Source organism: Nocardioides sp., assembly GCF_036401255.1.
Lineage (GTDB): Bacteria > Actinomycetota > Actinomycetes > Propionibacteriales > Nocardioidaceae > Nocardioides.
In genome coordinates, this window is the sequence record NZ_DASWVI010000058.1 from 1 (window position 1) to 11205 (window position 11205).

Sequence of the window (11205 nt, forward strand, 5' to 3'; positions counted from 1 at the left end):
GCGATCTCGATGTTCTTGATCAGCTTGGCGAACAGCTTGCCGCGCTTGGCGTCGATCGCCGCCTTCTTGTGCTTGGTGGTCGCCCACTTGGAGTGGCCAGACATGGCGTATCCCTATCTCTCCTCGGTGACCAGGTCCACGAACAGCCGGTGGACCCGGGAGTCGCCACCCACCTCGGGGTGGAACGACGTCGCCATCAGCGAACCCTGACGGACCGCGACGATCCTACCCGCGGCCGGACCCTCCTCGACACGAGCGAGCACCTCGACCGAGTCGCCCACCGACTCCACCCAGGGCGCACGGATGAAGATCGCGTGCACCGGGGCGTCGAGGCCCACGACGTCGAGGTCCCCCTCGAAGGAGTCGACCTGGCGGCCGAACGCGTTGCGCCGCACGGTGATGTCCAGCCCGCCGAGCGTCTCCTGGTCACGGGTGCCGTCCTCGATCCGGTCGGCGAGCATGATCATGCCGGCGCAGGTCCCGAACGCGGGCATGCCCTCCTTGATCCGCTGCCGGATCGGCTCGAACAGGTCGAACGTGCGGGCCAGCTTGGCCATCGTCGTCGACTCGCCGCCCGGGATCACCAGGCCGGCGCAGGCGTCGAGCTCGGCGACCCGGCGTACGGCGATCGCCTCGACCCCCAGCTCGGTGAGCACCCGGAGGTGTTCGCGGACGTCGCCCTGGAGGGCGAAGACGCCGATCGTGGGGGCGGCCGTCACCAGCCGCGCTCGGCGAGGCGGTGCGGCTGGGGGATCTCCTCGACGTTGATCCCGACCATCGCCTCGCCGAGGCCACGGGAGACCTTGGCGACCATGTCGGCGTCGTCGTGGAACGTGGTCGCCTTGACGATCGCCTCGGCGCGCTGGGCGGGGTTGCCGGACTTGAAGATGCCGGAGCCGACGAACACGCCCTCCGCGCCGAGCTGCATCATCATCGCGGCGTCGGCCGGGGTCGCGATGCCGCCGGCGGTGAAGAGCACGACCGGGAGCTTGCCGCTCTCGGCGACCTCCTTGACGAGGTCGTACGGCGCCTGCAGCTCCTTGGCGGCCACGAACAGCTCGTCGGGCGAGAGCGCCCCGAGGCGGCGGATCTCGCGGCGGATCGTGCGCATGTGGGTGACCGCGTTGGACACGTCACCGGTGCCGGCCTCGCCCTTGGAACGGATCATCGCCGCGCCCTCGGTGATGCGGCGCAGCGCCTCACCCAGGTTGGTGGCGCCGCACACGAACGGGACGGTGAACGCCCACTTGTCGATGTGGTTCTCGTAGTCGGCCGGGGTGAGCACCTCGGACTCGTCGATGTAGTCGACGCCCAGGGACTGCAGCACCTGGGCCTCGGCGAAGTGGCCGATCCGGGCCTTCGCCATCACCGGGATCGAGACCGCCTCGATGATGCCGTCGATCATGTCGGGGTCGCTCATCCGCGACACCCCGCCCTGGGCGCGGATGTCCGCCGGGACCCGCTCGAGGGCCATCACGGCGACCGCGCCGGCGTCCTCGGCGATCTTCGCCTGCTCCGGCGTGACCACGTCCATGATCACGCCCCCCTTGAGCATCTCGGCCATGCCGCGCTTGACGCGCGTGGTGCCGGTGGTGGGGGTGGTGTCCTGCGGGGCGGGAGTAGGGCTGTCGACCATGCCTCAGATCGTAGTGCGGGTCTCGGCGATCGCCTGCTTCCGGACCACCCAGACGCGCTGCGCGACCGTGATCGTGGAGGCGATGGCGAGCGCCCAGAGCGCGATGTAGAGCAGGACCGGCAGGTCGAAGATCGCGCTGAGACCGGTCATCACGAGGATCGCGACGAGCCGGTCGGCCCGCTCGGCGATGCCGACCTTGACCGAGAAGCCGAGCGTCTCCCCGCGGGAGCGGGCGTACGACGTCACGGCGCCCATCAGCAGGCAGACCAGGCTCAGCACCAGGTAGAGCCGGCTGGGCTCCTCCCAGGCGAAGTACAGCGCGAGGCCGATGAAGATGGCCCCGTCGCCGATCCGGTCGAGCGTGGAGTCCCAGAACGCACCGAACTTGCTCACCCGCCCGGAGGTGCGCGCCATGTAGCCGTCGAGCAGGTCGCTGAACACGAACGCCGTGATCACCAGGACACCGGTCAGCAGCATCCCCTGGGGGAAGAACACCAGCGCTCCGGCGGCGACACCGAGGGTGCCGACGAACGTCACGGCGTCCGGGCTGACGCCCATCCGCAGCAGGAGGTGGGCGATCGGCGAGAGGATCTTGGTCCAGAAGGCGCGGAATCGTTCGAGCATGGCGGCAGCAGGCTACCGCCACCGGGTGATCAGCCTCGATTCACCGATGTTCGGCGTCGCGACCGTCACCAGGTGGGTGTGCCCCCGGGGTCCCCGCCGAGATGGTGGCGCCGCAGCAGGCGGAAATCGGTGATTCGAGGCTCAGCCCGCCTTCGGAACCGCCTGGGGGTGGTCGATCACCGGGGCGAAGGCCAGCTCCGCGGCTCCGACCAGGGGTGAGTCGCCGCCCAACTGCGCGGCGCGCACGACGACGTCGTCACGCGGCATCATCGTGCTGCGAGACATCGCCTCGCGCACCTTGTCCTCCGCGGCCCGCCAGACCTGGGCGAGCGATCCACCGAGCACCACGACCTCGGGGTCGAAGAGGTTCGCGATCGCCCGCAGGCCCACGCCGCACCAGTCGGCGACCTCGGCGACCGCCTCGGCGGCCCGGGCCTCGCCGTTGCGGGCCGCGTCGATCACCTCGGCGACGGCGTGCGGCCCGCCTCCGGGGAGCCGGCCGGCGTGGCGCAGCAGCACGTTCTCGCCGACCTTGGTCTCCCAGCACCCCACCGCTCCGCAGCGGCACACGGGTCCTTCGGTGTCGACCTGCATGTGGCCGACCTCGCCGGCGTACCCCCGGGCTCCGCGGAGCGGACGGCCGCCCACGAGGAAGCCACCGCCGATGCCGACGCTCGCGCTCAGGTAGGCCACCTCGGCGAACCCGACCGCCGCGCCCCGGACGTGCTCGGCGAGCACACCGAGGTCGGCGTCGTTCCCCGTCGCGACGGGCCGGTCGAGTCGCTCGGCCAGCAGGTCGGTGAACGGCACCTCGACCCACCCGAGGTTGGGCGCGAACCGGACCAGCCCGTCCACCGCCCGGACGGCGCCCGGTACGGCGACGCCGACGCCGAGGCACCGGGTCTGCTGGCCGGTCACCGCCAGGGTCTCCTCCACCATCTGGGCGACCGCCTCGACGACGTGCGAGACGTCGTGCTCGCCGCGCTGGTGGCCCCGGTCGCGCCGGTCGAGCATCTCGCCGCCGAGGCCGACCAGGGCGACCGCGATGCGGTCCACGCCCACGTCGACGGCCACGACGACGTTGTCCTCTCGCGGCACCACGAGGTGCGACGGGCGTCCCGAGCGCCCACCCACCGCCGACGTCTCCTCCGACACCAGGCCCAGGCTCTGCAGCTCACCGGTGAGCGCACCGATCGTGCTGCGGTTGAGCCCGAGCTGGCGGGTGAGGACCGCGCGGGTCGTAGGACCGCGCGTGTGCACCGTCTGCAAGATCGCGCGCAGGTTCGCGCGACGCAGCTCATCGGTGCTGACGCCGGTGGGGGTGGGCACGGCTCTCTCCTGCTACACGCGACCGGTTGCGGCAGCCCGACGACGGCTGATCGCGTCGACGCTCGCGGCGACGAGCAGCACCAGACCGGTGACGATGTACTTCGTGCGGTCGGGCTGGTTCATCAGGCCCATGCCGTTGGCGATGACGGCGACCACGGTGCCGCCGATCAGGGCGTCGATGACGCGGCCCTTGCCACCGAACAGGCTGGTGCCGCCGATGACGGCCGCGCCGACCGCGTAGAGCAACGTGGTCTGACCACCGGTGACGTTGTTCACGCCGCCGCTGTAGCTCGCGAGCATGATGCCGCCGACCGCCGCCACCGTCGAGTTCAGCATGAAGCAGCTGAGCTGGATCATCTTGACGTTGATGCCGGCACGACGCGCGGCCTCGGCGTTGCCGCCCACGGCGTAGACGTGACTGCCCCACTTGGTCCGGCCCAGCAGGAAGCTGAGCGCGAGCGCGAGCCCGATGAGGATCAGCAGTGCGATCGGGACGCCCTTGATCGACTTGATGTGCGCGTTGGGGCTGCGCTCGATCGACAGGTAGTAGACGATCAGGCCGACGAGCAGGGCGAGGAAGCCCGACTTCAGCGCCCAGAGGAGCATCGGCTGGCTGGTCAGGCCGTGGCGCCGGCGTCGACGGTTGGTCAGGAAGGTCGACACGGCGTAGATCACGACGAGGACGGCCGCGACCACGATGCCGAGCCAGACCGCGATGGTCTCGGCGTTGAGCTTGGCGACGAACTCGCCCGAGTCGATCGACCCCTTCTCCCCGATGATCACCAGCATGACGCCCTGCAGGGCGAGGAACATCGCCAGTGTCACCACGAAGGACGGGACGCCGAGCCGGGAGACGATCAGGCCGATGAAGGTGCCGATCACCATGCCCGTGACGAGGCAGGCGAGGATCGCCAGCGGGGTGGGCCAGTCGTGCTCGACCAGGAGGGAGCACATGACGGCGGCCGACACGCCGGCGGTGTAGCCAGCCGAGAGGTCGATCTCGCCGAGCAGCAGCACGAAGACGAGCCCCATCGCGATGATCGTGACGCCCGCCGACTGCTGGATGAGGTTGCCGAAGTTGAACGCCTTGGTGAAGGTCTCGGGCCGTGCGGTGGAGAACCCGATCACCAGCGCGACGAGCCCGAGGACGGCCGGCAGCGAGCCGACGTCGCCGCCGCGGAGCTTGGCGACGTACTCACGGATGAGGCTGCCGACGGTGGCAGGGCGGTGGGGGTCGTGGGTCTCGTGGATCTCGTCGGTCGCGACGCTCATGCCGCATCCCCCTCGCTCAGCTTGCCGGTCGTGATCGCCTGGACGATGCGCTCGCGGTTGGTGGTGGCGGCGTCGACCTGCGCGACCATCTGGCCGAGGTAGAGCACCGCGATGTCGTCGGCGACCTGGAAGACCTCGTTGAGGTTGTGGCTGATCAGGATGACCCCGAGCCCGCGGTCGGCGAGCCGGCGGACCAGCTTGAGGACCTGCTCGGTCTGCGCGACGCCCAGCGCCGCCGTCGGCTCGTCCAGGATGACGAGCTTGGAGTTCCAGAGGACCGCGCGCGCGATCGCGACCGTCTGGCGCTGGCCGCCGGAGAGCGCGGCGACGTGGGTGCGCACCGACTGGAGCGTGCGCACCGAGAGACCGTTGAGCGTCTCCCGAGCGCGAGACTCCATGGTGTCCTCGTCGACCGTGCCGCTCTTGGTGAGCTCTCGGCCGAGGAACATGTTGTGGACGACATCGAGGTTGTCGCACAGCGCGAGATCCTGGTAGACGACCTCGATCCCCAGCTCGTTCGCGTCACGAGGACCCTTCACGTGGACCGGCTCCCCCTCGAACGCGTAATGACCCTCGTCGAAGGGGTGGATCCCGGCGATCCCCTTGATCAGCGTGCTCTTGCCGGCGCCGTTGTCGCCGACCAACGCCGTCACGCGGCCCGGCCGCACCGTCAGGTCGACGCCCTGCAGCACGTGCACGACGCCGAAGCTCTTATGAACACCGCGCAGCTCCAGCAGCGGCTCTCCACTCGACATTGCGTAACCCTCCAGGGTTGATCGTGAGGCGGGGGCCCGCCCAGACGGACGGGCCCCCGCTATTCAAGCTGTCAGACGACCACGAGTGCGGTCAGGAGACTCCGTACTTCGTGCAGAGCTTCTCGATGCCCTTGCAGATGTCGGCAGCGCTCGCCTGCTCGGCCGCGACGACGTCCTTGACCGTGTCGGCGGTGATCCAGACGGGGGTCGCGAGCACCGACGGCACGTCGACGCCGAGCTCGGAGTCGTTGACCGAGCCGGTCGCGATCGAGGCCGGGTCCTCACCCTTGATGATCGCGATCGCCAGGTCGGCCGCGGCCTTGGCCTCGAGCGAGGTGTTCTTGAAGACCGTGCCGGCCTGGAAGCCCTGCAGCACGTTCGCGAGACCCTCGGCCGTCGCGTCCTGACCGGTCACCAGGATCTTGCCCTGGACGCCGGCGGCCTTCATCCGGGCGATCACGCCGCCCGCCATACCGTCGTTCGCGGTGACGAGGCCGACGAGGTCCGGGTGCGCGGCGTAGAACTGGTCGAAGACCTTGCCCGCGGTGTCGGGGTCCCAGTCACCGGTCTGGTCGCCGACCACGGTGAAGCTGCCGTCGTCCTTGATGACCTGCTCGTAGCCCTGCTTGAACAGCGTGGCGTTGTTGTCGGTCGCGGCGCCGTTGATGAAGGCGATGTTGCCCTTCGTCACACCCTTGGCCTTGAGACCGTCGATGAGGCCCTGACCCTGCAGTGCGCCGACCTTGACGTTGTCGAACGACACGTAGTAGTCCGCGCCACCACCGAGGGTGAGGCGGTCGTAGTCGATGACCGCGATGCCCGCGTTCTTGGCCTTGTCGATGCAGGCCTTGCCCGAGTCGGGGTCGAGGTCGGTCTCGATGAGGACGTTGACGCCCTCGGTGATCATCTGGTCGCAGAGCTGACCGAACGTGTCGGGCGAGCCCTCGGCGTTCTGGATGATCGACTCGAGGCCCGCGGCCTCGAAGGCCGCCTCGAGGTTCGGGCGGTCCTGGGTCTCCCACCGGACCGACGACTTCGAGTCCGGCAGGATCACGCCGACCTTGCCCGTCACCTCCGGAGCCGACGTGTCACTGCTCTTGTCGCCGCTGCTGCCGCTGTCGTTGCCGCCGTCGGAGTCGCTGCCGCACGCGGCGAGCGAGCCGAATGCGAGTGCCCCGACCGCAACGAGGGACGCGAGTCGCGCTCCCTTGATCCTGACCATTCCTCGACCTCCATGGCTTGGACCCGGACGATGTGACGACCATCACCGGGTATGTTGTGGCCGACAACATAGTGAGCACCACAGCCGCCGACAAGGGGACCAAGTGCCCTAGTTTTGTTGCACGATCAAACTAAGTCGGGCCCCGCGGGGCCGTGATCGAATCGTGACCGACGCGGCCCCTCGGACTAGTCCAGATCACCGCCCGACGGGCCGTCGGCCCGCCGGTCCGCGGCGGCCCCACGGCCGAGCGTGGAAATCGATATCGAAACCTGCCCGCAAGCCCGTGACGTGACGGCTGTCACCGAGTATGTTGTGGGCGACAACATACCCAGGTCCCATGGCCCTACCGGGCCCGTGGCCGCCCCGGTTCCGTTGCTCCATCCACCCCTTCCCACCCGGAGGCACCAGGCACCATGACCGAGTCGAGCTTCACCCCCACCCGCGACGACCACTTCACCTTCGGTCTGTGGACCGTGGGCTGGCAGGGCGTGGACGTCTTCGGCACCGCGATCCGCCCCGTCCTCGAGCCGGCCGAGGCGATCCACCGGCTCAGCGACCTCGGGGCGTACGGCGTCACGTTCCACGACAACGACGTGTTCCCCTTCGACGCCGACGCGGCCACCAAGGACAAGCACCTCGCGCCGTTCCGCAAGGCGCTCGAGGAGACCGGCCTGGTGGTCCCGATGGTGACCACGAACCTCTTCTCCCACCCCGTCTTCCGTGACGGCGGATTCACCAACAACGACCGCGACGTACGCCGTTTCGCGATCCGCAAGGCGGCCGACCAGATCGACCTCGCCGCCGAGCTCGGCGCGAAGATCTTCGTCGCGTGGGGCGGCCGCGAGGGCGCCGAGTCCGGTGCGGCCAAGGACATCAAGTCCGCGCTGTCGCGCTACAAGGAGGCCTTCGACCTCCTCGGCGCCTACGTCCTCGAGCAGGGCTACGACCTCCGCTTCGCGATCGAGCCCAAGCCCAACGAGCCCCGCGGCGACATCCTCCTGCCGACGGTCGGCCACGCGCTCGCCTTCATCAACGAGCTCGAGCACCCCGAGATGGTCGGCCTCAACCCCGAGGTCGGGCACGAGGAGATGGCCTCGCTCAACTACGCCCACGGGCTGGCCCAGGCGCTGTGGCACGGCAAGCTGTTCCACATCGACCTCAACGGCCAGCACGGTCCGCGCTACGACCAGGACCTGCGCTTCGGCGCCGGCAACGCCCGCGGTGCGTTCTGGACCGTCGACATCGTCGAGAACGGCGGCTACGAGGGCCCGCGGCACTTCGACTACAAGCCCCCGCGGACCGAGGACATGGACGGCGTCTGGGTCTCCGCCGAGGCCTGCATGCGCAACTACCTGATCCTGCGCGAGAAGTCGCGGGCGTTCCGCGCCGACCCGGAGGTCCAGCAGGCGCTCAAGGACGCACGGGTCGACCAGCTCGCGGTCTCCACCGTCGCCGCCGGCGAGACCGTCGCCGACCTGCGGGCCGAGTCCTTCGACCCCGACGCCGCCGCCCAGCGCGGCATGGGCTTCGAGAAGCTCGACCAGCTCGCTCTCGAGCACCTGTACGGCGTGCGCTGATCACCGATCCGCGTACTCCCTGACGGACGGGGCCCCTCCAGCTGCGGCGGGAGGGGCCCCGTGCGTCACCGACTATCGCTCGCCGAGGGCCTGGACCACCTCGGCGACCGCGGTGGGCACGCCGGCGGCCGACCACACGACCCCGGCGGCGTCGATCCGAGCCGTGGTGCCGCCGACCCCCTGGATCAGCGCGGCACCCGGCAGGTCGTCCCACGGCGGCAGCGAGTGCTGGCAGCGCACGTGCAGCTGGCCGGCCGCGATGCTCGCCGCGTCCATCGACGCCGACCCGAGCATCCGCACGGTCGCGGCGCCGCCCACCAGCCGGTCGAAGGCCACACCGAGCGGCCCGCCGTACTCCGGCGGGTGCAGGTACGTCGTGAGGCAGGCCGTCGCGAGGGCGCGGTCCTCCAGGGGCGGCAGCGGCACGCCGTCGACGGTGGTCGGCAGGCCGGGGCCGCCGACGAACGTCCGGCCGGTGGCCGGGTGGTGGACCGCGCCGAGGACCAGGTCGTCGCCGTCGGTGAGCGCGAGCGCCGAGCACCACCAGTCCAGCCCGGCGACGAAGTTGTAGGTGCCGTCGACCGGGTCGATCACCCAGGTGCGACCCGACGTCCCCGGTCGGGACGCGCCCTCCTCCCCCAGCACGCCGTCGTCGGGTCGCTCGGCCGCGAGGGCGTCCACGACCAGACGCTCGGCCGCGTGGTCGGCCGCCGTCACGACGTCGGAGATCGACGTCTTGGTGGCGGTGTCGAGCCCCTCCGCGCGCATCCGCGCGGCCAGCGTCCCGGCGTCGCGGACCAGCCGGGTCGCCAGCGCGGCGTCCTCGGCGAGGCTCACCCCCACGCCTCGGCCAACAGGTCGCGGGTGTCGGAGAGCAGTTGCGGCAGCACCTTGGTGCCGCTCAGGACCGTGATGAAGTTCGCGTCGCCCGACCAGCGCGGCACGACGTGCTGGTGCAGGTGCTGGGAGAGCGACCCACCCGCCACCCCGCCGAGGTTGAGCCCGATGTTGAACGCCTGCGGCCCGCTGACCTCCCGCAGCACCTGCACCGCGCGCCGCGTCGCGGTCATCAGCTCGGTGAGCTCGTCGGGGGTGAGGTCCTCGAGCTCGGCGACGTGGCGGTGCGGCAGCACCATCAGGTGGCCGGGGTTGTAGGGGTGCAGGTTGAGCACCACGAAGCAGGTCTCGCCGCGGTGCACCACGAGGCTCTCCTCCGGCGCCAGGTGCTCCATCGCGCAGAACGGGCAGCCATCGCCGAGCGGGAGGCTAGGGGCGATGTACGCCATCCGGTGCGGTGTCCAGAGCCGGTCGAAGCCCTCGAACCCGTCGCGCGCCTCGCCGGCAGGATCCGTCATGGCACCAACCCTAGGGTGAGACCGTGAGCACTCCGCACCTGCGTCCCGCGGTCGCCGCCGACATGGGCACGGTGGCCGACATCTGGCACGCCGCCTGGCACCTCGCCCATGCCGGACACGTCCCCGACGGCCTCACCGCGGCCCGCACCCTCGAGGCCTTCCACGCCCGCACTCCCCTGCGCGTCGACGACACGACGGTCGCCGAGGTCGACGGCAGGGTCGTCGGGTTCATCATGATCGCGGGCGATGAGGTCGAGCAGGTCTTCGTCGACCTCGACCACCACGGCACCGGCGTCGCGGCCCCGCTGCTGGCCGAGGCCGAGCGCCAGGTCGCCGCCGCCGGGCACGACGAGGCCTGGCTGGCGGTCGTGACCGGCAACGCCCGGGCCCGCCGGTTCTACGAGAAGCACGGCTGGCGCGACGGCGGGGACCTCCCCTACGAGGTCACGGCCGGCGGCACGACCTACGTCTCGCCCTGCCGGCGCTATGTGAAGCGGCTCAGTACTGCTGGAACCAGCGCCCCATCCGCGCCGACGTCCCCGGACACGTGAGGTCGAGGTCGCGACCGTCCTCCACCCATTGCGCCAGGACGGCGGGCCCCTGCTGGATCGACCAGTCGGCCCCGCATCGGTCGCGCGCCTCGGTCCGCGAGGTCTGACCGGCGGCACGCCATTCCGGAAGGCCGAGCGCCAGGGCACCGACGACACCGGTCCACAGGGCGGGCGTGGAGTAGACGCCGACCCGGTAGCCGGCGTCGCGATAGCCGCGCACGGCGCCCTCTACGACGGCCGCGTTCGCCTCGACATCACCGCTCCACTCGAAGTCGCGGACCGGCTCGACGTCGACCCACACGACCGGCGACGCCAGCCCCGCCCGGCGCATCGTGACGACGTTGGCGAGCGCCTGCTGGTAGCCCGTGTTCGCGAGCGCACCCAGCCGGGTGGACCCGTCGTACGGCCCCGACCGCGCGTGCTCGGCGACGGCGTCGGCGTCGGGGTAGCTCGCGACGGCGTACGCCGCGGCCATCAGCCGCCGCTCGCGCACCCACCTCACCTGGTCGACCAAGCAGGGGTTGGCGGTGAACCCGGGACCGTTGGTGAGTCCGAGGACGACGTACTCGACGGCCGTGGTCGGCATCGGCAGGCCGAGCGTGCGCCGTTCGGGGATCCCGAGACCCTTCGGGCACTGCGGCCAGCTGATGTCGCCGCCGAGCACCTCGCCCACGCGTGGCCGCGCCACCCCGACGCGCGGGAGCTCGGCGGCGGCCTGCTCGGCCAGCCGGGCGAGGGCGGCCAGGCGGGCCGACGCGGGATCCTGGGTCGGCTGCACGACCGTTGTGGGCCGTGGCTCGACGGTCACCGACGGAGCGGAGTCCGGAGCCGTCGACGACGAGCACCCGGCGAGCAGGCTCGCGACGGCGGCCGATGCGGCCGCC

At 70.8% G+C, this 11205-nt stretch carries 12 protein-coding genes and 1 pseudogene; 2 read left to right on the plus strand and 11 right to left on the minus strand.

What is annotated here, in order from left to right; genetic code table 11:
- From VGD85_RS02635 to VGD85_RS02670, 8 genes and pseudogenes are all read right to left on the minus strand, one after another.
- Nucleotides 1–104 (minus strand): annotated as a pseudogene (locus tag VGD85_RS02635) (YebC/PmpR family DNA-binding transcriptional regulator); the annotation flags it as partial.
- Between the two features lie 9 nt (nt 105–113).
- Nucleotides 114–719: a pyridoxal 5'-phosphate synthase glutaminase subunit PdxT gene (gene pdxT / locus VGD85_RS02640; protein WP_331061894.1), complete on the minus strand. Its 606-nt coding sequence runs from the start codon at nt 717–719 to the stop codon at nt 114–116.
- Nucleotides 716–1636 carry a pyridoxal 5'-phosphate synthase lyase subunit PdxS gene (pdxS, locus tag VGD85_RS02645; RefSeq protein WP_331061895.1) on the minus strand — a complete coding sequence of 307 codons (921 nt, stop codon included), beginning with the start codon at nt 1634–1636 and terminating at the stop codon, nt 716–718. The genes pdxT and pdxS overlap by 4 nt, the downstream gene beginning before the upstream one ends.
- A 3-nt stretch (nt 1637–1639) precedes the next feature.
- The gene (pgsA, locus tag VGD85_RS02650) at nt 1640–2260 is read right to left on the minus strand and encodes a phosphatidylinositol phosphate synthase (RefSeq protein ID WP_331061896.1); all 621 of its coding nucleotides are present in this window, start codon (nt 2258–2260) and stop codon (nt 1640–1642) included.
- 141 nt (nt 2261–2401) lie between these two features.
- A complete protein-coding gene (locus tag VGD85_RS02655; protein WP_331061897.1) occupies nt 2402–3589 on the minus strand; it encodes an ROK family transcriptional regulator in 1188 nt (395 codons plus the stop codon).
- Between the two features lie 12 nt (nt 3590–3601).
- Complete coding sequence (locus VGD85_RS02660) at nt 3602–4861, minus strand: sugar ABC transporter permease (protein ID WP_331061898.1); 1260 nt, start codon at nt 4859–4861, stop codon at nt 3602–3604.
- A complete protein-coding gene (locus tag VGD85_RS02665) occupies nt 4858–5616 on the minus strand; it encodes an ATP-binding cassette domain-containing protein (RefSeq protein ID WP_331061899.1) in 759 nt (252 codons plus the stop codon). The genes VGD85_RS02660 and VGD85_RS02665 overlap by 4 nt, the downstream gene beginning before the upstream one ends.
- A gap of 91 nt (nt 5617–5707) precedes the next feature.
- The gene (locus tag VGD85_RS02670) at nt 5708–6838 is read right to left on the minus strand and encodes a sugar ABC transporter substrate-binding protein (RefSeq protein WP_331061900.1); all 1131 of its coding nucleotides are present in this window, start codon (nt 6836–6838) and stop codon (nt 5708–5710) included.
- A gap of 413 nt (nt 6839–7251) precedes the next feature.
- Here VGD85_RS02670 and xylA point away from each other — a divergent pair, with 413 nt between their 5' ends.
- Complete coding sequence (gene xylA / locus VGD85_RS02675; protein WP_331061901.1) at nt 7252–8415, plus strand: xylose isomerase; 1164 nt, start codon at nt 7252–7254, stop codon at nt 8413–8415.
- A gap of 72 nt (nt 8416–8487) precedes the next feature.
- On the opposite strand, the gene VGD85_RS02680 is transcribed toward xylA, so the two are convergent.
- Nucleotides 8488–9252 (minus strand): inositol monophosphatase family protein, encoded by a 765-nt coding sequence (locus VGD85_RS02680; RefSeq protein ID WP_331061902.1) that lies wholly within the window; start codon nt 9250–9252, stop codon nt 8488–8490.
- Complete coding sequence (locus VGD85_RS02685) at nt 9249–9770, minus strand: HIT domain-containing protein (protein ID WP_331061903.1); 522 nt, start codon at nt 9768–9770, stop codon at nt 9249–9251. The genes VGD85_RS02680 and VGD85_RS02685 overlap by 4 nt, the downstream gene beginning before the upstream one ends.
- Nucleotides 9771–9793: 23 nt before the next feature.
- On the opposite strand from VGD85_RS02685, the gene VGD85_RS02690 reads away from it, so the two are divergent.
- On the plus strand, nt 9794–10321 hold the full coding sequence (locus tag VGD85_RS02690; RefSeq protein WP_331061904.1) for a GNAT family N-acetyltransferase: 528 nt from the start codon (nt 9794–9796) through the stop codon (nt 10319–10321).
- On the opposite strand, the gene VGD85_RS02695 is transcribed toward VGD85_RS02690, so the two are convergent.
- On the minus strand, nt 10269–11205 hold a 937-nt coding region (locus VGD85_RS02695), incomplete at its 5' end, for a hypothetical protein (RefSeq protein ID WP_331061905.1). The genes VGD85_RS02690 and VGD85_RS02695 overlap by 53 nt on opposite strands.

Excerpts from the sequence above, each read along its gene's own strand:
- pdxS (WP_331061895.1), bottom strand. The coding sequence starts at position 1,636 with ATGGTCGACAGCCCTACTCCCGCCCCGCAGGACACCACCCCCACCACC.
- pgsA (WP_331061896.1), bottom strand. The coding sequence starts at position 2,260 with ATGCTCGAACGATTCCGCGCCTTCTGGACCAAGATCCTCTCGCCGATC.
- VGD85_RS02660 (WP_331061898.1), bottom strand. The coding sequence starts at position 4,861 with ATGAGCGTCGCGACCGACGAGATCCACGAGACCCACGACCCCCACCGC.
- VGD85_RS02665 (WP_331061899.1), bottom strand. The coding sequence starts at position 5,616 with ATGTCGAGTGGAGAGCCGCTGCTGGAGCTGCGCGGTGTTCATAAGAGC.
- VGD85_RS02670 (WP_331061900.1), bottom strand. The coding sequence starts at position 6,838 with ATGGTCAGGATCAAGGGAGCGCGACTCGCGTCCCTCGTTGCGGTCGGG.
- xylA (WP_331061901.1), top strand. The coding sequence starts at position 7,252 with ATGACCGAGTCGAGCTTCACCCCCACCCGCGACGACCACTTCACCTTC.
- VGD85_RS02685 (WP_331061903.1), bottom strand. The coding sequence starts at position 9,770 with ATGACGGATCCTGCCGGCGAGGCGCGCGACGGGTTCGAGGGCTTCGAC.